This window comes from Methylobacterium sp. E-016 (assembly GCF_022829745.1).
Taxonomy (GTDB): domain Bacteria; phylum Pseudomonadota; class Alphaproteobacteria; order Rhizobiales; family Beijerinckiaceae; genus Methylobacterium.
This window is the reverse complement of the sequence record NZ_JAKSYF010000132.1, coordinates 37,744-60,395: the sequence shown is the minus strand read 5'-3', so window position 1 is coordinate 60,395 and position 22,652 is coordinate 37,744. Positions and strand designations below refer to the sequence as shown.

The 22,652-nt window shown below is 69.4% G+C and carries 21 protein-coding genes; 10 read left to right on the top strand and 11 right to left on the bottom strand.

All coding sequences use genetic code 11. The features are described from left to right. Positions 1-42 precede the first annotated feature (42 nt). The 3 genes from treS (at position 43) to MKK68_RS19235 (ending at position 6,653) form a co-directional block, all read left to right on the top strand. Entirely contained in the window at positions 43-3,306 is a 3,264-nt protein-coding gene (gene treS / locus MKK68_RS19245) for a maltose alpha-D-glucosyltransferase (RefSeq protein WP_244032400.1), read from the top strand. A gap of 117 nt (positions 3,307-3,423) precedes the next feature. Next, on the top strand, positions 3,424-5,712 hold the full coding sequence (gene glgB, locus MKK68_RS19240) for a 1,4-alpha-glucan branching protein GlgB (protein ID WP_244032398.1): 2,289 nt from the start codon (positions 3,424-3,426) through the stop codon (positions 5,710-5,712). 68 nt (positions 5,713-5,780) lie between these two features. After that, the gene (locus MKK68_RS19235) at positions 5,781-6,653 is read left to right on the top strand and encodes an alpha/beta fold hydrolase (RefSeq protein WP_244032396.1); all 873 of its coding nucleotides are present in this window, start codon (positions 5,781-5,783) and stop codon (positions 6,651-6,653) included. A gap of 65 nt (positions 6,654-6,718) precedes the next feature. Here MKK68_RS19235 and MKK68_RS19230 read toward each other — a convergent pair whose 3' ends face one another. From MKK68_RS19230 to minC (MKK68_RS19210), 5 genes are all read right to left on the bottom strand, one after another. Beyond that, positions 6,719-7,120, bottom strand: coding sequence for a PRC-barrel domain-containing protein (locus MKK68_RS19230; protein ID WP_147726433.1), 402 nt, complete (start codon positions 7,118-7,120; stop codon positions 6,719-6,721). 166 nt (positions 7,121-7,286) lie between these two features. Next, positions 7,287-7,613 (bottom strand): cell division topological specificity factor MinE, encoded by a 327-nt coding sequence (gene minE, locus MKK68_RS19225; RefSeq protein ID WP_243988754.1) that lies wholly within the window; start codon positions 7,611-7,613, stop codon positions 7,287-7,289. Continuing rightward, positions 7,610-8,425, bottom strand: a complete 816-nt coding sequence (minD, locus tag MKK68_RS19220; protein ID WP_147726435.1) for a septum site-determining protein MinD — start codon at positions 8,423-8,425, stop codon at positions 7,610-7,612. Before minD ends, minE begins: the two co-directional genes overlap by 4 nt. A gap of 53 nt (positions 8,426-8,478) precedes the next feature. Next, entirely contained in the window at positions 8,479-9,096 is a 618-nt protein-coding gene (minC, locus tag MKK68_RS19215) for a septum site-determining protein MinC (RefSeq protein WP_244032411.1), read from the bottom strand. A gap of 314 nt (positions 9,097-9,410) precedes the next feature. Next, positions 9,411-10,154 carry a septum site-determining protein MinC gene (gene minC, locus MKK68_RS19210; RefSeq protein ID WP_243937298.1) on the bottom strand — a complete coding sequence of 248 codons (744 nt, stop codon included), beginning with the start codon at positions 10,152-10,154 and terminating at the stop codon, positions 9,411-9,413. 270 nt (positions 10,155-10,424) lie between these two features. On the opposite strand from minC (MKK68_RS19210), the gene MKK68_RS19205 reads away from it, so the two are divergent. From MKK68_RS19205 to typA, 4 genes are all read left to right on the top strand, one after another. Continuing rightward, positions 10,425-10,742, top strand: coding sequence for an iron transporter (locus MKK68_RS19205; RefSeq protein WP_244032394.1), 318 nt, complete (start codon positions 10,425-10,427; stop codon positions 10,740-10,742). Between the two features lie 20 nt (positions 10,743-10,762). Then, positions 10,763-12,277 (top strand): PepSY-associated TM helix domain-containing protein, encoded by a 1,515-nt coding sequence (locus MKK68_RS19200; RefSeq protein WP_244032392.1) that lies wholly within the window; start codon positions 10,763-10,765, stop codon positions 12,275-12,277. Further along, entirely contained in the window at positions 12,274-12,621 is a 348-nt protein-coding gene (locus tag MKK68_RS19195) for a DUF3325 domain-containing protein (protein WP_147842130.1), read from the top strand. Before MKK68_RS19200 ends, MKK68_RS19195 begins: the two co-directional genes overlap by 4 nt. A 155-nt stretch (positions 12,622-12,776) precedes the next feature. Continuing rightward, positions 12,777-14,609 (top strand): translational GTPase TypA, encoded by a 1,833-nt coding sequence (gene typA, locus MKK68_RS19190; RefSeq protein ID WP_147728668.1) that lies wholly within the window; start codon positions 12,777-12,779, stop codon positions 14,607-14,609. Between the two features lie 296 nt (positions 14,610-14,905). Here typA and MKK68_RS19185 read toward each other — a convergent pair whose 3' ends face one another. The 4 genes from MKK68_RS19185 to carA all read right to left on the bottom strand — a co-directional run bounded on the left by MKK68_RS19185 (position 14,906) and on the right by carA (position 17,130). Continuing rightward, positions 14,906-15,070, bottom strand: a complete 165-nt coding sequence (locus MKK68_RS19185) for a hypothetical protein (protein WP_187274670.1) — start codon at positions 15,068-15,070, stop codon at positions 14,906-14,908. Further along, positions 15,067-15,384: a hypothetical protein gene (locus MKK68_RS19180; protein ID WP_147728666.1), complete on the bottom strand. Its 318-nt coding sequence runs from the start codon at positions 15,382-15,384 to the stop codon at positions 15,067-15,069. Before MKK68_RS19180 ends, MKK68_RS19185 begins: the two co-directional genes overlap by 4 nt. After that, positions 15,384-15,713, bottom strand: a complete 330-nt coding sequence (locus MKK68_RS19175; RefSeq protein ID WP_147728665.1) for a hypothetical protein — start codon at positions 15,711-15,713, stop codon at positions 15,384-15,386. The genes MKK68_RS19180 and MKK68_RS19175 overlap by 1 nt, the downstream gene beginning before the upstream one ends. A 157-nt stretch (positions 15,714-15,870) precedes the next feature. Next, on the bottom strand, positions 15,871-17,130 hold the full coding sequence (gene carA, locus MKK68_RS19170; RefSeq protein ID WP_147862853.1) for a glutamine-hydrolyzing carbamoyl-phosphate synthase small subunit: 1,260 nt from the start codon (positions 17,128-17,130) through the stop codon (positions 15,871-15,873). 190 nt (positions 17,131-17,320) lie between these two features. Here carA and MKK68_RS19165 point away from each other — a divergent pair, with 190 nt between their 5' ends. Next, the gene (locus tag MKK68_RS19165; RefSeq protein WP_147842135.1) at positions 17,321-17,782 is read left to right on the top strand and encodes a GatB/YqeY domain-containing protein; all 462 of its coding nucleotides are present in this window, start codon (positions 17,321-17,323) and stop codon (positions 17,780-17,782) included. Between the two features lie 9 nt (positions 17,783-17,791). Here the strand turns inward: MKK68_RS19165 and MKK68_RS19160 are convergent, their stop codons facing one another. Next, positions 17,792-18,103 (bottom strand): BrnA antitoxin family protein, encoded by a 312-nt coding sequence (locus tag MKK68_RS19160; protein WP_244032391.1) that lies wholly within the window; start codon positions 18,101-18,103, stop codon positions 17,792-17,794. Then, a complete protein-coding gene (locus tag MKK68_RS19155) occupies positions 18,060-18,272 on the bottom strand; it encodes a BrnT family toxin (protein ID WP_244032390.1) in 213 nt (70 codons plus the stop codon). Before MKK68_RS19155 ends, MKK68_RS19160 begins: the two co-directional genes overlap by 44 nt. 221 nt (positions 18,273-18,493) lie before the next feature. Between MKK68_RS19155 and dnaG the strand changes: the two genes are divergently transcribed. Together dnaG and rpoD are read left to right on the top strand one after the other, a co-directional pair. Beyond that, positions 18,494-20,404, top strand: coding sequence for a DNA primase (dnaG, locus tag MKK68_RS19150; RefSeq protein ID WP_244032389.1), 1,911 nt, complete (start codon positions 18,494-18,496; stop codon positions 20,402-20,404). 196 nt (positions 20,405-20,600) lie between these two features. Further along, the gene (gene rpoD / locus MKK68_RS19145; protein ID WP_244032388.1) at positions 20,601-22,595 is read left to right on the top strand and encodes an RNA polymerase sigma factor RpoD; all 1,995 of its coding nucleotides are present in this window, start codon (positions 20,601-20,603) and stop codon (positions 22,593-22,595) included. Positions 22,596-22,652 lie beyond the last annotated feature (57 nt).

Below are 22,652 nucleotides of genomic sequence, written 5' to 3'. Positions count from 1 at the left end.
GGCACGAACGCCCCTGAATCCGACGTGCGAGGCAACGACGCGATGATCGATCGCAGCGATCCGCAATGGTACCGTGACGCCATCATCTACCAGATCCACGTCAAGTCGTTCTTCGACTCGAACAACGACGGGATCGGGGATTTCGAGGGCCTTACCCAGCGGCTGGATTATGTCCGAGACCTCGGCGTCACCGCCATCTGGCTGATGCCGTTCTATCCGTCCCCGCTGCGCGACGACGGCTACGACATCGCCGACTACGAGGAGGTCAACCCGTCCTACGGGACGATGGCCGACTTCCGGCGCTTCGTGGACGCCGCGCACGAGCGCGGCCTGCGGGTGATCACCGAGCTGGTCATCAACCACACCTCGGACCAGCATCCGTGGTTCCAGCGCGCCCGTGAGGCGCCGGCCGGATCGCCCGAGCGCGACTTCTACGTGTGGTCGGACACCGACACGCCGTATTCGGACACGCGGATCATCTTCCTCGACACCGAGACCTCGAACTGGACCTGGGACCCGGTCGCCAAGCAGTATTTCTGGCACCGCTTCTACAGCCACCAGCCCGACCTGAACTTCGACAACCCGAAGGTGCTGGAAGCGGTCATCGAGACGATGCGCTACTGGCTCGACATGGGCGTCGACGGCCTGCGCCTCGACGCGATCCCGTACCTGATCGAGCGTGACGGCACGAACTGCGAGAACCTGCCCGAGACCCACACGGTCATCAAGGCGATCCGCGCGGCGCTGGATGCGAGCTATCCCGACCGGATGCTGCTGGCGGAAGCCAACCAGTGGCCGGAGGAGACCGCGCAGTATTTCGGCGACGGCGACGAATGCCACATGGCGTTCCACTTCCCGCTGATGCCGCGCATGTACATGGCGATCGCCCGCGAGGACCGGCACCCGATCACCGACATCATGCGCCAGACGCCCGAGATCCCGGAAGGGTGCCAGTGGGCGATCTTCCTGCGCAACCACGACGAGCTGACGCTCGAGATGGTGACGGCGGAGGAGCGCGACTACCTGTGGTCGTTCTACGCCGCGGAGCGCCGCGCCCGCATCAACCTCGGCATCCGCCGCCGGCTCGCGCCGCTGCTCGAGAACGACCGGCGCAAGATCGAGCTGATGAAGTCCCTCGTCCTGTCGATGCCCGGCACGCCGGTGCTGTACTACGGCGACGAGATCGGCATGGGCGACAACATATACCTCGGCGATCGCGACGGCGTGCGCACGCCGATGCAATGGTCGCCCGATCGCAACGGCGGCTTCTCGCGGGCCAACCCGCAGCGGTTGTTCCTGCCGGCGATCCAGGACCCGATCTACGGCTTCGACGCCCTCAACGTCGAGGCGCAGACGCAGTCGCAGACCAGCCTGCTCAACTGGACGCGGCGGATGATCGCCATTCGCAACAACAGCACCGCGTTGGGCCGCGGCTCGATGCAGTTCCTGTATCCGTCGAACCGCAAGGTGCTCGCCTGGATCCGCGAGTTCGAGGGCGAGCGCGTGCTCTGCGTCGCCAACCTGTCGCGGGCGCCGCAGGCGGTGCAGCTCGACCTGTCCGAGCTGCGCAGCGCCGTGCCGATCGAGCTCACCGGCGGAACCGAGTTCCCGCCGATCGGCGAGCTGCCCTACCTGCTCACCCTGCCATCCTACGGCTTCTACTGGTTCTCGCTGTCGTCGGCGAACACCGGCACGATCGGGCCGATGAAGGAGGCGCCCGAGCTGTTCACGCTGGTGCTCACCGGCGGCATCGAGAGCCTGATGGCCGGTCGCGAGCGCCTCGCCTTCGAACGCACGGTGATCCCGCCCTTCATCGCCAGCCGGCGCTGGTTCGGTGCCAAGGGCTCGCGGATCAAGAGCGTGCAGGTCGTCGACTGCGCGACCGTGAAGGAGGCCGGCGGCGAAGCCCGCTTCCTGCTGCCGCGCCTCGACGTCCAGCTCTCCAACGGCGAGCGCCAGCAATACTTCGTCCCCGTCGGCGTCGACGAGGGGCGCGAGGACGAGACCCTGCTCGAATTCGCCGTGGCGCGCGTGCGCCGCGGCCCGCGCACCGGCCTGCTCTACGGCGCGGCGGCCTCGCCGGACTTCGCGATCTGCCTCGCCGAGGGGATGCGCGACGGCCGCGAGATCCCGACCGAGGGCGGCAAGCTCGTGTTCTCCTCGACCTCGGCCTTCGACCGCAGCGTGCCGTTCGAGGCGAGCGACGTCCGCCGGCTCTCGGCGGAGCAGAGCAACACCTCGATCGCCATCGGCGCGAAGATGATGCTCAAGCTGCTGCGCCGCCTGCAGCCGGGCACGCACCCGGAAGTCGAGGTCGGGCGCTTCCTCACCGAGGAGGCCAAGTTCCCGAACACGCCGGCGCTGCTCGGCACCCTCGAGCACGTCGCCGAGGACGGCACGCGCACGGCGCTCGCCGTGCTGCAGAGCTTCGTCCTGAACCAGGGCGACGCCTGGACGGTGATGCTCGAAGGCCTGCGCCGCGATTTCGAGACCGTGGTGCTGGCCCCCGAGAGCGAGGCGCCGACGCCGGCGGAGGCGTTCCACGATCACCTGCGCTGGGCCGACCTGCTCGGGCGGCGGACCGCCGAGATGCACAACGCCTTCGCGATCGAGACCGGCGACGCGGCCTTCGCGGCCGAGCCCTTCACCGCCGACGACCTGGCGGTGCTCGGCGCCGATGCCCGGCACCAGGCCGATCGGGCCTTCCGCGGCCTGAAGGCGATCGCGGAGCGCGGGCTCGATGCGGGCCGCCCGTCGAGCGTCGCGCTCGCCGGGCGTCGTGCCGAGGTCGATGCCCTGATCGCGTCGCTGACCCGCGACCCGCCGAAGGGCGCGTTCAAGACGCGGATCCACGGCGACTACCATCTCGGGCAGGTGCTGGTGTCGAGCGGCGACCTGGTGCTGGTCGACTTCGAAGGCGAGCCCTCGCGTCCGGCCGACGAGCGCCGGGCGAAGTCGACGCCGCTGCGCGACGTGGCGGGCATGCTGCGCTCGTTCGCCTACGGCGCCGAGACGGTAACCCGCGAGATCGCCGGCCGCTTCGCGGATTCGGAGGATCGGGCGCGCACCGCCGCCTTCGCGTGGCGTGGCATGATCGATGCGGCGTTCCTGAAGGGCTACGAGACCGCGGTCTCGGAAAGCCGCGCCGCCGTGACCGACCCCGAGACGCATGGCCGGCTGCTTCGCCTCTGCCTGCTGACCAAGGCGCTCTACGAGGTCGATTACGAGGCCAACAACCGCCCCGACTGGATCGAAATCCCCGCCCGTGGGGTTCTGACCATTCTGCAGGACGCCAAGGCGTCCTGATCCCATGCGCGTGCCGACGGGGCAAGAACGGCTTCGTCGGCGCGCGCGGAGACTGACCGGCCTGAAGCCGTCCGACCTTCTCGGACGCCGCTTCGGTCACCCGAGAGAGGCACCTGAATGACGGCCATCGACCAGACCTTCGCGACCCGCACCGATCCGTCGGACACGAACCCGGTCTCGAATGTCGCCCCGTCCGGCTCCGCGCAGGCGGGCACGACGCACAGCGTGCATCCCGATGCGATCGCGGCGGTGATGGCGGCCAACCACGGCGACGCGTTCAGCGTGCTCGGCCCGCATCAGGTCGGGCCCGGAGCCTGGGAGGTCCGCGCCGTGCTGCCGGAGGCGAAGTCCGCCGCACTCATCGTCGGCGGCGAGGCGGTGCCGTTCGAGCGGCGCCACCCGGACGGGTTCTGGGTCGCCAAGGTCGAGAGCCAGGGCCGGCCGCTTTACGAGATCGAGGTCGAGACCTGGGACGGGGCCAAGCGCCGCCGTCATGACCCCTACGGCTTCGGCTCGTCGCTGGAGCAGCACGACGTCGACACCCTGCGCGAGGTCGGGACCAATCTCGTCTACAAGATCCTCGGCGCGCAGCTCGGCTGCCTCGATGGCATCGACGGCTTCCGCTTCGCGGTGTGGGCGCCGAACGCCCGGCGCGTCAGCGTCGTCGGCGACTTCAACGAGTGGGACGGCCGCCGCCATCCGATGCGCCTTTGGCAGAACGGCGGCCTGTGGGAGCTGTTCGTGCCCGGCCTCAAGGCCGGTCAGCACTACAAGTTCGAGATCCGCGGCCCGGACGGCGCGCTGCTGCCGCTGAAGGCCGACCCGGTCGCCTTCGCCGCGCAGCATCCGCCGGAGACGGCCTCCGTGTTGCAGGGCACCAGCGAGCCCGCCTGGCACGACAAGCAGTGGATGGCGACCCGCGGCGACAAGGACCCGCGCCACGCCCCGATCTCGATCTACGAGGTGCATCTCGGCTCGTGGGCGCGCGTGCCCGACGAGGGCGACCGCTACCTGACCTACAAGGAGATGGGCGAGCGCCTGATCCCGTACGTCAAGGAGATGGGCTTCACCCATATCGAGATGCTGCCGATCACCGAGTTCCCGTTCGACGGCTCCTGGGGCTACCAACCGGTCTCGCTGTTCGCGCCGACGAGCCGGCACGGCACGCCCGACGACTTCGCGGCCTTCGTGAACGCGGCGCACGAGGCCGGCATCGGCGTGATGCTCGACTGGGTGCCCGGCCACTTCCCGCTCGACGCGCACGGCCTCGGCCAGTTCGACGGCACGCACCTCTACGAGCATGCCGACCCGCGCCAGGGCTTCCACCAGGATTGGGGCACCTACATCTACAATTTCGGTCGGGCCGAGGTCGCGACGTTCCTCGCCGCCAATGCCCGGTTCTGGCTCGAGCACTACCACCTCGACGGCCTGCGCGTGGATGCCGTCGCCTCGATGCTCTACCTCGACTACTCGCGCCGCCAGGGCGAGTGGATCCCGAACCAGTACGGCGGCAACGAGAACCTCGACGCGATCAACTTCCTGCGCAAGACCAACGAGGCGACCTACGCGCACGCCCCCGGCACGATCACGGTCGCCGAGGAATCCACCTCCTGGCCCGGCGTCTCGCACCCGACCTACACCGGCGGGCTCGGCTTCGGCTTCAAGTGGAACATGGGGTGGATGCACGACACCCTGAACTTCGTCTCGACGGACCCGATCCACCGCCGCTACCACCACCACGACCTGACCTTCGGGCTGCTCTACGCCTTCTCCGAGAACTTCATCCTGCCCCTGTCCCACGACGAGGTGGTGCACGGGAAAGGCTCCCTGCTCGGCAAGATGCCCGGCGACCGCTGGCAAAAGTTCGCCAACCTGCGCGCTTATTTCGGGTTCATGTGGGGGCATCCCGGCAAGAAGCTGCTCTTCATGGGCGGCGAGTTCGGCCAGGAGCGCGAGTGGAACCACAACCAGTCGCTCGACTGGCACCTGCTCGACGACCCCGCCCATGCGGGCGTCAAGGACGTGATCCGCGACCTGAACCGGCTCTACGTCTCGACGCCGGCACTGCACAGCCGCGACACCGAGGCGGCGGGCTTCCAGTGGCTGGTGGCCGACGACCAGGACAACAGCGTGATCGCCTGGGCTCGCAAGGGCCGCGAGGCCGGCGAGATCGCCATCGTCGTCTCGAACTTCACGCCCGTGCCGCGCGAGAACTACCGCATCGGCGTCCCGACGGGCGGCTTCTATCGCGAAGCGTTCAACTCGGATGCCGGCATCTACGGCGGCTCGAACATGGGCAACATGGGCGGCCGCGAGGCCGACGCGGTGGAGAGCCACGGCCAGGGTCATTCCCTGAGCCTGACCCTCCCGCCGCTCTCGACCATGATCTTCGTTCGCGAAGGCTGAGGGCATCGCTGGGGCGGCGGTACCGAAGGGGTCCCGCCGCCCGCGACGCGCGACGAGGGGAGGTCGCCTTGCTCGAATCGGCGTGGACGTCGTCGGTCACTCTGCCGAGCATCCGCCTGCACGTCGCGGAAGCCGGTCCGGCGGACGGGCTTCCCACGATCGTCCTGCACGGCTTCCCAGAGTTCTGGTACGGCTGGCGCCGCCAGATCGGTCCCCTGACGGAGGCGGGCCTGCGCCTCGTTCTGCCCGACCAGCGCGGGTACAATCTCAGCGACAAGCCCGAGGGCCTCGCCGCCTATCATCTCGACCGGCTCGCCGCCGACGTGATCGAGCTGGCCAACCATTACGGCTTCGCGGCGTTCCGGCTCGTCGGCCACGATTGGGGCGGCCTCGTCGCGTGGTGGACGGCCTCGTTCCATCCCGAGCGGATCGTGCGGCTGGCGATCCTCAACGCGCCGCATCCGGCGGTCTTCGGCCCCTACGTCCGGCGGCATCCGACGCAGATGCTGCGCAGCCTCTATGTCGGCTTCTTTCAGATCCCGCGCCTGCCCGAAACGCGCCTGACCGCGAACGACGGTGCGGTGCTACGCCAGGCGCTGGCGAAGACCGGGCGGAAGGGCAGCTTCACCGCGGCGGACCTGGATCGCTACGCCGAGGCCTGGGCCCGGCCCGGAGCGATGACGGCGATGCTGAACTGGTACCGGGCGCTACGCCTTCCGCGGCCCGGCACCGCGCCGCGGATCACGATGCCGACCCTGATCCTGTGGGGGCGGCGCGACCACGCGCTCGAATCCGGCCTCGCCGAGGCGAGCCTCGCGCTCTGCGATGCGGGCCGCATCGCGTGGTTTCCCGAGGCGACCCACTGGGTCCAGCACGACGCGGCGGAGGCGGTGAACGCGTCGCTGATCGCCTTTCTGGCCGACGGGAGGATCGAAACATGAGGAAGCCCGCGGATCCTTCGATCCGCGGGCTTCCACGCGCTTGCGAAACGTCGCGAGGCTGAGGTTCAGCGCTTGAACTTGCCGTCGTACTTGAACTCGGGCGCCGCCTTGAGCTGGTCCTTGGTGGCGCCGATGATCGCCTTCCACTTCTTCGCGCCCTCGTCGTAGCCGAGCGCCACGGAAGACGGCTCGACCGAGACGTAGCGCTCGCCCATGCCGAGGAAGCCGCCGACCGAGAGGATGTAGCTGCTGAGCTTGCCGTTCTCGATCGCGAGATCCTTGATCTCGCCGACGTTGTTGTTCGAGCCGTCCATCACGTTCAAGCCGATCAGGTTGTAGCTCAGCACCGCGTCCTGCGGGACCGGGACGAACTTCGCGGCCGTGGTCGGGGTGGTCTGCTTCTCGGCGGCGAACGCCGTGCCGGAAACGGTGAGGGCAACCATAGATGCCAGGATCAGACGACGCATTGCTATCTCCACAACCCGAATGGGGTGGCTAGGAATGCAGCGCGGCCGCGATCGTTCCGTCACCGATTCGTGGGTAATCGCGCCTGTTCCGATGTCCCGAAGCCGAACGGAAAAAGCCCGCGGATCGCTGGGATCCGCGGGCTGGGCAGTCGGGCCGAGCAGCCATTCAGGCCGCTTGCTTGCGCTTCTCCGGCGCCACCTTCTCCAGGGCCGCCTTCTCGGGCTTCGCCTCGGTCCGCGTCTTCGAGGCTATCAGCGGCAGCTCGATGTCGAGCCCGAGCGTCGAGACGCCCTCGCCGCGTTCGAGCGTGATCTTGACCTTGTCGCGCTCGACCGAGACGTGCTTGGCGATGACCGCCAGGATCTCCTCGCGCAGCGTGATCACGAGGTCGGGCTGGCCGGTCTCGGAGCGCTCGTGGGCGAGGATCAGTTGCAGGCGCTCGCGGGCGACGGAGCCGGATGCGCGCTTGTTGAAGAGACCGAGGAGGGTCATGCGGCCCTCCGCAGGAACAGCTTGTCGAGGAAGGACTTGCGGTCCGTCGGCATGGTCATCGGCAGCTCTTCGCCCTTAAGCCGGCGCACCGCGTCGGAATAGGCACGGGCCGGCGCGCAGTGCGGGTTGTTCAGCGTCACCGGGCAGCCGACGTTCGAGGCGCGCAGCACTTCCTGGCTCTCGGGGATGATCGCCAGGAGCGGGATCGAGAGGATCTCGAGCACGTCCTCGACCTTGAGCATGTCGCCGCGGTCGGCCCGGGCGGGGTCGTAGCGGGTCAGGATCAGGTGCTTGTCCATGTTCTCGCCGCGCTCGGCCTTGATCGTCTTGGAGTCGAGCAGGCCGATGATGCGGTCGGAGTCGCGCACCGACGAAACTTCCGGGTTGGTCACCACCACCGCGACGTCGGCGTGGCGCATGGCGAGCTGGGCGCCCCGCTCGATGCCGGCGGGCGAATCGCAGATCACCCAGTCGAACTTCTCGCGGAGCTCTTCCATGACGCGGGCGACGCCCTCGTCGGTGAGCGCGTCCTTGTCGCGGGTCTGCGAGGCCGGCAGCAGGTGCAGGGTCTCGAGCCGCTTGTCGCGGATCACCGCCTGGTTGAGCTTGGCATCGCCGTTGACCACGTTGATGAGGTCGTAGACGACCCGGCGCTCGGCACCCATGACGAGGTCGAGGTTGCGCAGGCCGACGTCGAAATCGACGACGCAGACGCTCTGCCCGCCCTGCGCGATCGCGGCACCGAGTGCCGCCGTTGTCGTCGTCTTGCCGACGCCGCCCTTGCCCGATGTGACGACCAAAACCTTTGCCACGCGTGTCGCTCCTTGATCTGCGGTGATCGGATCGAGTTCTGAAAGTTCGAAAGTCAGTCCAGGCCGGCCATGCGGATCGCGCCGCCGTCGAGCCAGATCTGTACGGGTTTGCCCTGCAGCTGCGTTCCGATGTCCTCGGCCGTGCGGACGAGGCGATCGATCCCGAGCAGCTCGGGCTGGAACTTGCGGCAGTAGATGCGGGCCCGCGGGTTGCGGGCGGCGCCCGCGATCGCCCGGCCGCGCAGCGCGCCGTAGATGTGGATGGAGCCGCCCGCGAGGATCTCCGCCCCGGACGAGACCGAGCCCATCACCGTGACGTCCCCGGTGGGATGCACCACCGTCTGCCCGGAGCGGACCGAGCCCTCGATGGTGATCGAGGTGGAGACCGGCTCGTCCGGCACCTTCGGCAGATCCAGATTGGTCGCCGGACGCCCGCCGACGAGCAGCGGCGGCAGGCCGGGTGCGATCGTCTCCACGCCCTCGAAGCCGAGGATGCGGACGCGTCGTCCGACGAGGTCGGCCACCAGCGCCTGCAGCGCGTCGTGGTCCGGGCGCAGGGCGCCGAGATCGAGGATGATCGCGCGCCCGTCGAACAGGGTCGGCGAGCGCTTGAGCGCCGCGTCGAGATCCGCCAGCCAGTCGGCGAGCGGCGGCTCGAGCTTCAGCGCCATCGCCTTGAACGCACGCCCTCGGAAGGCGAGGGCGCGTCGGGCGGCGGGCTTCGCCGGGGCGGCAGGTTTTGCCGGGTCCGAGGCTGCCGTAGCCGGCTCGGGCGCGGACGATTCGGTGCCGGCGGGCGCAGCAACCGTCTCCAGGGAAACGGCTTTCTCGGGCTGTGCCGGAACGGGACGATCGGGGTCCGGAACGATCTGTGTTTTCACGGGTCAACGATTCCTTACCGGATCATTGACGGCGGATATGGTTACCGAACGGTTAAGGATGAGGATCCTGTCGCAATCTCATGCCCGGATCCTGTGATGTCGGCTCAGCCGCGCTCCAGCAGCGCCAGGCGGATCGCGTCCTCGACGAGCCGCACCTCGACGCCCTGGCCGGTGAAGCTCGGATCGAGGTCGTCGGCGGCCTTGTACAGGCCGTCGATGGCGATCAGCTCGGGCTCGAACTTGCGGCACCAGATCCGCGCATTCGGGTTGCCGGCGGCACCGGCGATCGCACGACCGCGCAGGGCGCCGTAGACGTGGATCGAGCCGCCGGCGATCACCTCGGCGCCCGAGGCGACGGCGCCCATCACCGTCACGTCGCCCTCGAGATGCAGGACCGCCTGGCCCGAGCGCACCGGTGCGTCGAGGATCAGCGAGACGGCCGAAGCCTGCGCGGGCGGCGCCGGCACGGCCGCCTCGGGGGAGGGGGCTTCGGCCTCGGGGATCTCGATCTCCCCGGTCGGCCGCCCTCCCGCCAGCGCCGGCGGCAGGCCCGGCCCGAGCAGCGCGGGCGCCGCGCCCTCGATCCCGTAGATCGCGATGGCGCGCGCCGAGAGCTCGGCCACCAGACCGGTCAGGTCGTCGCGATCGAGCGTGAGCCCGGTGAGATCGAGGATCACCGGGCGCCCGGCGAAGAACGCGGGTGCGCGCTGGCGCAGGGCGTCGAGATCGGCGAGCCAATCCTCGATCGGGGGCAGCGGCGCGAGCACGGTCGCCATGAACGAGCGGCCGCGGAAGCGGATCGGCGGACGGGGCGCATCGGGCTTGGGCTGGGTCACGGGGGTCGGCATCTCGCGTGTCGGGCCTGGACCCTGCCTGCATGCGGCGTGCGCGCCCGCGGAGCAATCCTTGCCGGGCGCTTGCCCACGCCCCTTGTCGCCCGCCGATGGTCGCGCACGTTCGAGACGCACCCCGCAATCCCGTCGTCGACGGCAGCTAAACCGTTGGGCGAGAACTGGAATGGTTCTGAAACATAGCGGTTGCGCGGCCGCAGGGCGCCTTGCTACCCCCGGCACGGAACGCCGCCCTTCGAGGGCGTGAAGCCCCGTGGAGTCGGCCCGATGGCACCGCAGAAGGACGCACGCCGCCGTCCGGCCTACCGCCTCGCGGTCGTGGGGCGGATCGTGCTCGCGGTCGCCGGCGGCTACGCGGTGGCGGCGCTGCTGACCGCCCTGCTGTCGTTTACGCTGCCGCTCGTCCGCTCCGAGGCGGTCGCGACGGCGACCCTCCTGAGCTTCGCGGTGATGGTCGCCGTGGTGATCTACGTCTTCGCCGCGCCGACGCTCGGCCGTGCCGCCCTGACGGTCGCCGGGCTCGCGGCCGTCCTCGGCGGCGGGCTCTGGCTCGCCGGCGGCTTCGCCGCGGTCGGTGCCGCATGAGGCAGGGTTTTCGCCAATCGATGGCGTGGCTGCACGCCTGGTCCGGCCTCGTCGTCGGCTGGGTGCTGTTTTGCGTCTTCGTCACCGGCACTGCGAGCTACTACCGGACCGAGATCTCGCAGTGGATGCGGCCGGAGCTCGCCGAGACCGCGAGCGACCCGGCCCGCTCCGCCGACCTCGCCGCCGCCTACCTGCAGAGGGCGATGCCCGACGCCACCGGCTGGTACATCGAGCTGCCGAAGCCCGAGAAGCCGCTGATCGGCGTGATGTGGTGGAAGAGCCTGGAAGGCCCGTTCCATCAGGCCCTGCTCGATCCCGCCACCGGGACGCCGACCAAGGCCCGCGACACCCGCGGCGGCGACTTCCTCTACCGCTTCCATTTCGAGCTCGGCATGCCGCCGCTTTGGGGCCGCTGGATCGTCGGCACCTGCGCGCTGGTGATGCTGGTGGCGCTGGTCTCGGGCATCGTCACCCACCGCAGGATCTTCGCCGACTTCTTCACCTTCCGGCGGCGTCGTTCGCAGCGCGGCTGGCTCGATGCGCACAACGTGTTCGGCGTGCTCGCGCTGCCGTTCCACCTGATGATCACCTATACCGGCCTCGTCACCCTCGCGCCGATGTACATGCCGTGGGGCGTCGTCTCCGCCTACAAGGGCGACGAGATGCGCTTCTACGTCGACAGCGGGCTGATGCCGGAGCTGCGCGCCCCGTCCGGGAAGCCCGGCACCCTGGCGCCGCTCTCCGGCATGGTCGCGCAAAGCATCGCCGCCAGGGGCGAGGCGCCGGAAGGGGTCTCCGTCTTCAACCCTGCCGACGCGACACCCTCCGTGCTTGCGGTCTTCGAGGAGCCGCACGGGCTTGCCCACGAGCATCCGCAGATCGCGTTCGACGGCGCGACCGGGGCGATGCTCGGCAGCAACGGCGCGACCCGCGCCGCGGCCAAGACCTCGACCGTCATGCTCGGGCTGCACGAGGGGCACTTCGCCGGCGCGGCCCTGCGCGTGCTGTTCTTCCTGTGCGGGGTGATGGGCGCCGCCACCGTCGCCACCGGGCTCGTGCTGTGGGCCGTGGCGCGGGCGCCGCAGGGGGCGGAGGCGGAAGGCTTCGGCCTGCGGCTGGTGCGGACGCTCAACGTCGGGACCATCGTCGGCCTGCCCGCCGGAATCGCCGCCTACTTCCTGGCCAACCGCCTGCTGCCGCTCGACCTTGCCGCCCGCGCGGATTGGGAGGTTGGAACGTTCTTCGGCGCCTGGGCGCTGGTGGCGGTCGCCGGCGCCCTCCGCCCGGCCGGATCGGTCTGGCGCGAAGGCCTCGGGCTGGTCGGAGGCCTGTTCCTGGCGGTACCGGTCGTCGGCGCGCTCACCACCGGCCTGCATCCGCTCGCCGGCGAGACGCGCTTCCTCGGCTTCGACGCCGCGATGATCGCCCTCGGCATCCTCCTCGGGCTCGCCGCGCGGAAGGCGGGGCAGGCGCGGCTCCGGCCGGCGCTCCGGGCGGACGCCGGCATCACGGGCGGGGAGGCCCTGCGCGCGTGACCGCCATCGTCGTCGGCCTCAACCTCGCCCTGTGCTTCGCCGGACTGTCGGCGCTGGCGCTCAGCCTCGACCGTCACCATCGCGACGCCTTCCTGGTGCGTCCCGGCGCGGCCCGCGCCCGGACCCTGCGCATCGCCGGCTGGTCCGGCATCGGCCTCTCCTTCGTGGCGGCGGTGGCGCTGGAGGGCTGGAACTTCGGTCCGGTGCAATGGATCGGCGCCCTGACCGGCGCGGCGCTGCTCGTGGTCGCCTTCCTGTCCTACCGCCCGGGCTGGCTCCGCCCGGCGGCGTTGCTGGCGCTGCCGATCGCGCTCGTGGCGCTGCCGCTCGCCCTGAACGGTTGAGCAGGGCTCGCGATCACCGCAGAACCGCTGCCCCCTTGCCGCCGAGGCCGACTCCTTATATTGCGGCGCAATAGCTCGAACCCGTTCTCGACCCGGCGTGGCCGACTGCAATCGCGGTCCGTCCCGTGGCGGGTTCTACTCGCTTCGGAAACACCATGAAGCTGCGCAACATCGCCATCATCGCCCACGTCGACCACGGCAAGACGACGCTCGTCGACAAGCTGCTGTCGCAGTCCGGCTCCTTCCGCGACAACCAGCGGGTCGAGGAACGGGCGATGGACTCGAACGACCTCGAGAAGGAGCGCGGCATCACCATCCTGGCCAAGGCGACCTCGGTCGTCTGGAAGGATACCCGCGTCAACATCGTCGACACCCCCGGCCACGCCGACTTCGGCGGCGAGGTCGAGCGCATCCTGTCAATGGTCGACGGCGTGATCGTGCTGGTGGACGCGGCCGAAGGCCCGATGCCGCAGACCAAGTTCGTGGTCGGCAAGGCCCTCAAGATCGGCCTGCGCCCGATTGTGGCGATCAACAAGGTCGATCGTCCCGACGCCCGCATCACCGAGGTGGTGAACGAGGTGTTCGACCTGTTCGCGGCGCTCGACGCCACCGACGACCAGCTCGACTTCCCGATCCTCTACGGGTCCGGCCGCGCCGGCTGGATGGCCACGACGCCGGACGGCGACCAGAGCGAAGGGCTCGCGCCGCTGTTCGATCTCGTGCTCGAGCACGTGCCGCAGGCCCGCGTCGAGGAAGGCCCGTTCCGGATGCTCGGCACCCTGCTCGAGGCCAACCCGTTCCTCGGCCGCATCATCACCGGCCGCATCGCCTCCGGCACCGTGAAGCCGAACCAGGCGATCAAGGTGATGGACCGCGAGGGCAAGCTCGTGGAGACCGGCCGCGTCTCGAAAATCCTCGCCTTCCGCGGCCTCGAGCGGGCGCCGATCGACGTCGGCGAGGCGGGCGACATCGTCTCCATCGCCGGCCTCGTGAAGGGCACCGTCGCCGACACGTTCTGCGACCCGCAGGTCGAGACCCCGATCCAGGCCCAGCCGATCGATCCGCCGACCGTCACCATGTCCTTCATCGTCAACGATTCGCCGCTCGCCGGCACCGAGGGCGACAAGGTCACCAGTCGCATGATCCGCGACCGCCTGTTCAAGGAGGGCGAGGGCAACGTCACGCTGAAGATCGAGGAGGCCGCCGACAAGGACAGCTTCTTCGTCTCCGGTCGCGGCGAGCTGCAGCTGGCGATCCTGATCGAGACCATGCGCCGCGAGGGCTTCGAGATCGCCGTGTCGCGTCCCCGCGTCGTGCTCTCGAAGGACGAGGACGGCGGCATCCTCGAGCCGATCGAGGAGGTCGTGGTCGACGTCGACGAGGAGTACTCGGGCGTCGTCGTGCAGAAGATGTCCGAGCGCAAGGCCGAGATGATCGAGATGCGTCCGTCGGGCGGCGATCGCCTGCGCCTCGTCTTCCACGCACCGACCCGCGGCCTCATCGGCTACCAGAGCGAGCTGATGACCGACACGCGTGGCACGGCGATCATGAACCGCCTCTTCAAGGCCTACGAGCCCTTCAAGGGCGAGATCGCGGGCCGCCGCAACGGCGTGCTGATCTCGAACGACAAGGGTGAGGCCGTGGCCTATGCCATGTGGAACCTTGAGGACCGCGGCCCGATGATGATCGAGCCCGGCGCCAAGGTCTACCAGGGCATGATCATCGGCGAGCACAACCGCGAGAACGACCTCGAGGTGAACGTGCTCAAGGGCAAGAAGCTCACCAACATCCGCACCACCTCGAAGGACGAGGCCGTGCGCCTGACCCCGCCGATCCGGATGACGCTGGAGAAGTCGCTCGCCTGGATTCAGGACGACGAGCTGATGGAAGTCACCCCGAAGTCGATCCGCCTGCGCAAGACCCACCTCGATCCGAACGACCGCAAGCGCTTCGAGCGCTCGGGCGGAGCGGCGAGCAGCGCGAGCTGAGGATCGCTGGAGCTCGGAATACGAAGGGCCGGGCGGCGATTGCCCGGCCCTTTTTCGTTGGGTCGATATCGTGATGCTATCGAAATAGGGGCAGCTCCCTCCCCCCTCTGCGGGAGAGGGTGGCCCGCGAAGCGGGTCGGGAGAGAGGAGCGCGCTGTCCGGAGAGGTCGCTCCCCTCTTCCGACCCTCGCTCACGCGAGGCCCACCCTCCCCCGCAGAGGGGGGAGGGAAGGTGCGTCTGCCGCGACGAGGGAGCGAAGGCTCCCGACAGGAGAGGAGGGCTCCGTCGGCGAGCCTCACCCGCCGCCTGGGTCGGTATCCTTGTCAGTGCCGCCGCCCTTCGGCCCCATGCCCGGATGGCCCTCGGTCTTCTCGTTCGGGTCCATCACCGCATCGGGTGCGGAATTCGCGGGCTTCTTCGTGTCTGGCGTCTCGTCCGCCGGCTTGTCGTGATCGCTCATTCGCCCTCCTCGCGCTCGGCCTTGTAATGCCCGGAGGCGACGGTCTCGTCGGCCTGCGGGCCGCGCGACGCCTTCTGGTCGGAATGCCCGCCCGACGATCCGCCGGGCGTCGGCGGAGCGCGGCCGGGCTCGCCGCCCTGCTTCCAGTCGGACTTGCGCTCGGGGTCGGACTTGCCGCCCGTGCCCATGTCGGTGATCGCCGACTGCTCGGCGGTGTGGCCGCCGCCGCCGGCCGCGGGCTCGCCGCTGCTGCCGACCTGATCGTCCGGCTTGCGGGTGACAGTCTGCGAGGCCTCGTCCGTGTCGCGGGCCATCAGCGCTTGCCGTCGTCGTGGCCGACCGGCGCGGTGGCACGGTCGATCGCCTCGGAGGCGGAGGCGCCCGGCTGACCCTCGCCGCGGATCGCCCGCAGGTTCTCGGCCGGCGTCTCGGCCTCGGTCTGGTCGGTCGCGTCCTCGCTCGGCATGCCCGAGGCGATCCGCGCGGTCTCGGCCTCGCCCGCCGGGTCGCCCTTCAGATCGGCCTGGGTCCGGGCCGGGCTGCCGACGTCGAGGGGCGAATCCTGCCCGAGATCCTGCCCGTTGCGGTCCGCGTTCGCGGAAAACCCCTTCAGGGAGGGGCGGTCTGCGTCGTGCTCGGCCATGATGCGCCTTTCGGGCTGTCGATCCATCTTGTGGACCAACAACACCGACGGCAGGCGGCGGTTGCTTCCGACCGCCGGGCGCGATCGTCACTCGCCCCGCCCGCCACATGGCGCAACGCGGCGTCTTCGGCGTCGCGAGGGCGGCGGAACCGGTCGATCAGGCGGCCGTCTCGGGCTTGCGGGATTCCGGCGTGCCCGAGCGCATCAGCGTCACGAACCGCTCGAACAGGTAGTGGCTGTCGCGCGGGCCCGGCGAGGCTTCCGGGTGGTGCTGGACCGAGAAGGCCGGGCGGTCGGTGAGCGTCAGCCCGCAATTCGAGCCGTCGAACAGCGAGACGTGGGTCTCGACCGCGGTCTCGGGCAGGCTCGCCGGATCGACGGCGAAGCCGTGATTCATCGAGACGATCTCGACCTTGCCGGTGGTCTTGTCCTTGACCGGATGGTTCGCGCCGTGATGGCCCTGGCCCATCTTCACCGTGCGGCCGCCGAGCGCGAGCCCCATGAGCTGATGGCCGAGGCAGATGCCGAAGGTCGGCACCTTCTCGGCGAGCAGCTCGCGGATCACCGGGACGGCGTACTCGCCGGTCGCCGCCGGATCGCCGGGGCCGTTCGAGAGGAAGACGCCGTCGGGCTTCAACGCCAGGATGTCGGCCGCGCTGGTGGTGGCGGGAACGACCGTGACCGAGCAGCCGGCCTCGGCCAGCAGGCGCAGGATGTTGCGCTTCACCCCGTAATCGATCGCAACGACGCGCAGGCCCTCGCCCGGAACGCCGCGGCCGTAGCCGGCCTTCACCGTCCAGGTCGACTCGCTCCAGTCGGAGCGCTCGCGGCTGGTGACCGGGGGCACGAGGTCGAGGCCTTCCATCGGCGCCAGCGCGGCGGCGCGCGCCTTCAGCGCCTCGCGGTCGAAGTTGCCCTGGGGATCGTTGGCGATCACCGCGTTCGGCATGCCGTGGTCGCGGATGCGGGCGGTCAGCGCGCGGGTGTCGATCCCGGTGATGCCGAGGATGCCGCGGGCCTTCAGCCACGCATCGAGGTGGGACGACGAGCGCCAGCTCGACGGCTGCGTCACGGCCGAGGCGATCACCGTGCCGCGCACGCCCGAGGCCGGGGCCGCGTCGAGGCTCTCGAGGTCCTCGTCGTTGGTGCCGGTGTTGCCGATATGCGGGAAGGTGAAGGTGACGATCTGCCCGGCATAGGACGGATCCGTCAGGATCTCCTGGTAGCCGGTCATCGCGGTGTTGAAGCAGACCTCGCCGTCGGCGATCCCGGTCTGGCCGATGCCGAAGCCTTCGAGGATGGTGCCGTCGGCCAGAACCAGCAGGGCGGTGGCGACGGGCTCGGCCCAGGGGGCGGGGGCGGGGCGCGCCTGAGCGGCGGCGCCGTCTTTCGGCGCGGAAGCGCTGTCTTGCAGCATCGGCGTGATCTCGCTTATGTCCGGCCTCGACCGGCGCCGTCGAGACGGCGCGAGCGGGCGGCTGATGATCGTGTGCCGCGGTCTTATCGAGCCCGCGGCGATGGGGTCAATGTGGGGCCGCGTCGAAGGCGGCTCAATCGCTGCAAACCGCAGGCCAGCCACCCGTTTCTGCACAACAAGGACAACATCGATGCTGCGCGCCCGCCTCACCACCGAGATGAAGGAAGCCATGAAGGCCGGCGAGAAGGCCAAGCTCGCCACGATCCGCATGATTCAGGCGGCGCTGAAGGACAAGGACATCGAGGCGCGCGGGCTCGGCAAGGAGCCGGCGACCGACGACGAGATCCTGGCGCTTCTGCAGAAGATGATCAAGCAGCGCGCCGAATCGGCCTCCGTCTACGAGCAGGGCGGCCGGCCGGAGCTCGCCGAGAACGAGCGCGCCGAGATCGCGATCATTGAGGGCTACCTGCCCCGGCAGATGGACGAGGCCGAGACCAAGGCCGCCGTCGACGCCGCGATCGCCGAGGCGGGCGCCGCCGGCCCGAAGGACATGGGCAAGGTGATCGCCGTGCTGAAGGGCGCCTATGCCGGCCGCATGGATTTCGCGAAGGCGAGCGGGCTGGTGAAGGCGGCGCTGAACGCCAAGGCGTGAGAGGTCCGGTCAAGCACGATCGCCTTTGCTGCGTGCCTCCACGTAGGCACGCAGCACGGCATTGATGCGGCTTTGGTACCCGTCGCCGCCGCGCTTGAAGTGCTCGACGAGATCCCGGTCGAGGCGGATCGAGATCGCGACCTTGCGCGCTGGAACCACCGGCTCCCCGGCCGCCCAGTCGAGATCGAGGGGAGCTGCGTCGGGGTCCGCCGCGACACGCTCGGCGATCGCCTCATCGCTCAGCCGATCCAGGGCAGCCCAGTCGGTGCGGCCGCGGCTACGATCGTCCAGCGACGTAGGCGTGATATTGCTCTTTCTCATTTCGCCTGGCGGCACGCGCAGAGATCAGACGCCGGTTGGGCCCGCGCGGCGTGAAGACGACCACGATGACCCGTTCCCCGGCCTGACCCAGTGCGCCCCACCGCTCCTCTCCGTTTCGATCCGATCGGATCAGGATATGCGGATGCGCGAAGACTTCGAGCGCATCCATGAAGTCGATGTGGTGCTTATGCAGGTTGGCGCTACGCTTGGCCTCGTCCCACTCGTAGGCGTCCGACGTTCCGGCGTGTCTCGGTGCCGCACCTCGGGAAGATCGTATATACAACGTGACGCGTCAACGGCTTGCCGGAAGCGGGACGCCTTTCGACCGTGGGGACTCGTTAGGGCGGTTCAGGCTATGATGAGCGATTGCCGAAAGAGTCCCGCATCTCCGTGCGCTACCCACCCCACATCCTCGAAGAGATCCGCAACCGGCTTCCCGCCTCCGACGTGGTCGGCCGGCGGGTGAAGCTGAAGAAGGCCGGGCGCGAGTGGCGTGGGCTGTCGCCGTTCAACGCCGAGAAGACGCCGTCCTTCTACGTCAACGACCAAAAGCAGTTCTACCACTGCTTCTCGTCCGGCAAGCACGGCGACATCTTCAGCTTCCTGATCGAGACCGAAGGGCTGAGCTTCCCGGAAGCCGTCGAGCGGCTCGCCGCCGACGCCGGCGTGACGTTGCCGGCTCCCACCGCCGACACCCGCGAGATGGAGACCAAGCGCCGCGGAGCGATCGAGGTGATGGAGCTGGCCACCGCGTGGTTCGAGGAGCGGCTGGCCTCGCCCGCGGGCGCGGTCGCCCGCGCCTATCTCGACCGGCGCGAGCTCGGCCCCGAGATCCGCCGGAGCTTCCGCCTCGGCTACGCTCCGGCCGACCGCTACGGCCTGCGCGACCACTTGGCGGGCAAGGACGTCGACAAGGCGCTGATGGGCGAGCTCGGCCTGCTGGTGACCGGCGACGACATCGCCGTTCCCTACGACCGGTTCCGCGACCGCATCATCTTCCCGATCGCCGACGTGCGCGGCCGGGTGATCGCCTTCGGCGGCCGGGCGATGCAGGCGGACGCCAAGGCGAAGTACCTGAACTCGCCCGAGACGCCGCTCTTCCACAAGGGGCAGGGCCTCTACAATCTCCATCACGCGAGGAAGCCCGCGCACGATCGTGGCACGATCATCAGCGTCGAGGGATACGTCGATGCCATCGCGATGACGCGGGCGGGCTACCCCAACACCGTGGCGCAGCTCGGCACGGCGCTGACGGAGGAGCAGCTGGCGCTCATGTGGCGCTACGCCGACGAGCCGATCCTCTGCTTCGACGGCGACGGCGCCGGCCAGCGTGCCGCGAACCGTACCCTCGACGTGGCGCTGCCGATGCTGGAGCCGGGCCGGTCGCTGCGATTCGCGATGTTGCCGGAGGGCCAGGACCCGGACGACCTGCTGCGCTCGGGCGGCTCGGGGGCGATCGACAAGGTGGTGGAGGCGGCCAAGCCCCTGGTCGAGATGCTGTGGAGCCGCGCCGTCGAGACCGGCTCGACCGACACGCCCGAGCGCCGGGCGGGCCTGGCCAAGACGCTGCGCGGCCTCGTCGCCGGCATCCGCGACGAGACGGTGCGGGGCTACTACCGCGACGAGATCGAGGAGCGGTTGCGCGGGCTCTCGCCGCGCGGCGCGACGCAGCAGCGCGGCGCCTACCAGCCGGGCGGGCGGCCGAATGCCTACGTCCGCAAGCCGCGCCCCGGCGATCCGCCGCCCTCGCCGCGGCTGACGGCCGGGCCGAGCGCGGGCCTCGCCCGCTCGAACGGCTTCTCCGGCAGCGGCGGCTCGCGCGAGGCGATGATCGTGGCGAGCCTCCTCGTGCATCCCGAGCTGCTCGGGCTCGAAGCCGAGGATCTCGCCGCCCTCGATCTCGAGGACGCGGATGCGGTGGCCCTGCGCTCGGTTCTGCTCGACCGCGCCGCCGACGCGGCGGACCCGGACGTGGCGGTGGTCGGGAATCGGCTGGCGCGGGCCGGGCTCGAGGCGGCGAGCGCGCGGCTGGCGGCACGGGTGCGCCCGGGCGACCGCTGGGCCCTCGATCCGCACGCCGATCTCGTCAAGCTGGAGGACGCTTTGCGGCAGGCCGTGATCTTGCACCGCAAGGCCGGCGCGCTAAATAGCGAACTCCGACAGGCGGAACGTGCGCTCGTCGAAGAAGAAACAGAGGCGAACTTCGCTTGGCTGTGCGACGTCAAGGAGCGCTTGGCGGTGATCGCGGGAGCGGAGACCGAGGCGGACCTGCAGGACACGAACGACTCGACTGTGTCGTAGGGCCTGTGCGATGGCGGAATACGACACGCCTTCGCGGCATGGTTAACAATCGGTCAAGCGTCTCGCTTGCATACCGAACTCGAGAATACGACGCGGTCGAAGCGGTTCGCCCGGGTCTCACACGCATTGCGGCGCCGACGGCGCGGCGTGGCCGAAAGGCCCCCGCATCGTGGCGCGCCGAAACAATAGGCTGATCATGGCGACGAAGGCAACGGAACGGGACGAGACGGACACCGCTCCGGCAGAGCAGACCGATGGGCCGCTCCTCGACCTGACGGATGCTTCGGTCAAGCGGATGGTGAAGCTCGCCAAGAAGCGCGGCTACATCACCTACGAGGAGGTCAACGAGGTCCTCCCCGAGGGGCAGTCCGACCCCGACCAGCTCGAGGACGTCCTGTCCCAGCTCTCCGAGATGGGCATCAACGTCGTCGAGGCCGAGGAGACCGACGAGGCCGCCGCCGACAAGTCGGCCAATGGCGAGGCGTCGGACGACGAGGAGAGCGCCGAGGGCACGGAGGTGGCCGAGGTCGCCCCGACGCGCGCCGTCGCCGTCGTCACCGCGACCAAGGAGCCGACCGACCGCACCGACGATCCGGTGCGGATGTACCTGCGCGAGATGGGCTCGGTCGAGCTGCTGTCGCGCGAGGGCGAGATCGCCATCGCCAAGCGGATCGAGGCCGGGCGCGAGGCGATGATCGCCGGCCTGTGCGAGAGCCCGCTGACCTTCCAGGCGATCATCATCTGGCGCGACGAGCTCGTCGACGGCAAGGTGCTGCTGCGCGACATCATCGATCTCGAAGCGACCTATGCCGGCCCCGACGGCAAGAACCCGCAGATCGCGGAGGCGGCCGCCGAAGGCGAGGATGCCGAGCCGGAAGCGCCGACGCCCGAGGGCGGCGACGACGACGACGACATGGAGAACAACGTCTCGCTCGCGGCGATGGAAGCCGAGATCAAGCCGCGCGTGCTCGAGACGTTCGACGCGATCGCCAACAACTACCGCAAGCTGCGCAAGCTCCAGAACGAGGAGACCGAGCGCAAGGCGAACAGCGAGAAGACCACGCCGGCCCAGGAGAAGAAGCAGGCCGAGTTCAAGGACACCGTCGTCGCCGACGTGAAGTCGCTGTCGCTGAACAACAACCGCATCGAGGCCCTGGTCGAGCAGCTGTACGACATCAACAAGCGCCTCATCTCGCATGAGGGCCGGCTGATGCGCTACGCCGAGAGCCACGGCGTCGCCCGCGACGAGTTCCTGCGCTACTACCAGGGCTGGGAGCTCGACCCGAACTGGATGACCCGCGTCGGGACGCTCGGCGGCAAGGGCTGGAAGAACCTCGTCGAGAAGGGCTCGAAGCAGGTCTCGGACCTGCGCGAACAGATCCTGACGCTCGCCTCCGAGACGGGCCTGGAGATCGGCGAGTACCGCAAGATCGTCAACATGGTCCAGAAGGGCGAGCGCGAAGCCCGCCAGGCCAAGAAGGAGATGATCGAGGCCAACCTCCGCCTCGTGATCTCGATCGCCAAGAAGTACACCAACCGCGGCCTGCAGTTCCTGGACCTGATCCAGGAGGGCAACATCGGCCTGATGAAGGCGGTCGACAAGTTCGAGTACCGCCGCGGCTACAAGTTCTCGACCTACGCGACCTGGTGGATCCGCCAGGCGATCACCCGCTCGATCGCCGACCAGGCGCGCACCATCCGCATCCCGGTGCACATGATCGAGACGATCAACAAGATCGTCCGGACGTCCCGCCAGATGCTGCACGAGATCGGCCGCGAGCCGACCCCGGAGGAGCTGGCCGAGAAGCTGGCTATGCCGCTCGAGAAAGTCCGAAAAGTCCTGAAGATCGCCAAGGAGCCGATCTCCCTCGAGACGCCCATCGGCGACGAGGAGGACAGCCACCTCGGCGACTTCATCGAGGACAAGAACGTCGTCCTGCCGATCGACGCGGCGATCCAGAGCAACCTCCGCGAGACCACGACGCGCGTCCTCGCCTCGTTGACCCCGCGCGAGGAGCGGGTGCTCCGCATGCGCTTCGGCATCGGCATGAACACCGACCACACCCTCGAGGAGGTCGGCCAGCAGTTCTCGGTGACCCGCGAGCGCATCCGTCAGATCGAGGCGAAGGCCCTGCGCAAGCTGAAGCATCCGAGCCGGAGCCGGAAGCTGCGGAGCTTCCTGGACAACTGAGCGTCGGATACGCCATTCTCGAATCCGCCGAATGCGATCGTCGGATCGCGCCGTACT

What these genes read in the sequence shown, in the direction of transcription:
- minC (WP_243937298.1), bottom strand. Translation starts at nt 10,154, where the DNA reads ATGCCGACCCCCGTGACCCAGCCCAAGCCCGATGCGCCCCGTCCGCCG.
- minE (WP_243988754.1), bottom strand. Translation starts at nt 7,613, where the DNA reads ATGACCCTCCTCGGTCTCTTCAACAAGCGCGCATCCGGCTCCGTCGCC.
- MKK68_RS19160 (WP_244032391.1), bottom strand. Translation starts at nt 18,103, where the DNA reads ATGAGAAAGAGCAATATCACGCCTACGTCGCTGGACGATCGTAGCCGC.
- MKK68_RS19180 (WP_147728666.1), bottom strand. Translation starts at nt 15,384, where the DNA reads ATGGCCCGCGACACGGACGAGGCCTCGCAGACTGTCACCCGCAAGCCG.
- MKK68_RS19200 (WP_244032392.1), top strand. Translation starts at nt 10,763, where the DNA reads ATGGCGTGGCTGCACGCCTGGTCCGGCCTCGTCGTCGGCTGGGTGCTG.
- glgB (WP_244032398.1), top strand. Translation starts at nt 3,424, where the DNA reads ATGACGGCCATCGACCAGACCTTCGCGACCCGCACCGATCCGTCGGAC.
- MKK68_RS19185 (WP_187274670.1), bottom strand. Translation starts at nt 15,070, where the DNA reads ATGAGCGATCACGACAAGCCGGCGGACGAGACGCCAGACACGAAGAAG.
- MKK68_RS19175 (WP_147728665.1), bottom strand. Translation starts at nt 15,713, where the DNA reads ATGGCCGAGCACGACGCAGACCGCCCCTCCCTGAAGGGGTTTTCCGCG.
- carA (WP_147862853.1), bottom strand. Translation starts at nt 17,130, where the DNA reads ATGCTGCAAGACAGCGCTTCCGCGCCGAAAGACGGCGCCGCCGCTCAG.
- treS (WP_244032400.1), top strand. Translation starts at nt 43, where the DNA reads ATGATCGATCGCAGCGATCCGCAATGGTACCGTGACGCCATCATCTAC.
- typA (WP_147728668.1), top strand. Translation starts at nt 12,777, where the DNA reads ATGAAGCTGCGCAACATCGCCATCATCGCCCACGTCGACCACGGCAAG.
- MKK68_RS19155 (WP_244032390.1), bottom strand. Translation starts at nt 18,272, where the DNA reads ATGGATGCGCTCGAAGTCTTCGCGCATCCGCATATCCTGATCCGATCG.
- MKK68_RS19230 (WP_147726433.1), bottom strand. Translation starts at nt 7,120, where the DNA reads ATGCGTCGTCTGATCCTGGCATCTATGGTTGCCCTCACCGTTTCCGGC.
- rpoD (WP_244032388.1), top strand. Translation starts at nt 20,601, where the DNA reads ATGGCGACGAAGGCAACGGAACGGGACGAGACGGACACCGCTCCGGCA.
- minC (WP_244032411.1), bottom strand. Translation starts at nt 9,096, where the DNA reads ATGGCGCTGAAGCTCGAGCCGCCGCTCGCCGACTGGCTGGCGGATCTC.
- MKK68_RS19205 (WP_244032394.1), top strand. Translation starts at nt 10,425, where the DNA reads ATGGCACCGCAGAAGGACGCACGCCGCCGTCCGGCCTACCGCCTCGCG.
- MKK68_RS19165 (WP_147842135.1), top strand. Translation starts at nt 17,321, where the DNA reads ATGCTGCGCGCCCGCCTCACCACCGAGATGAAGGAAGCCATGAAGGCC.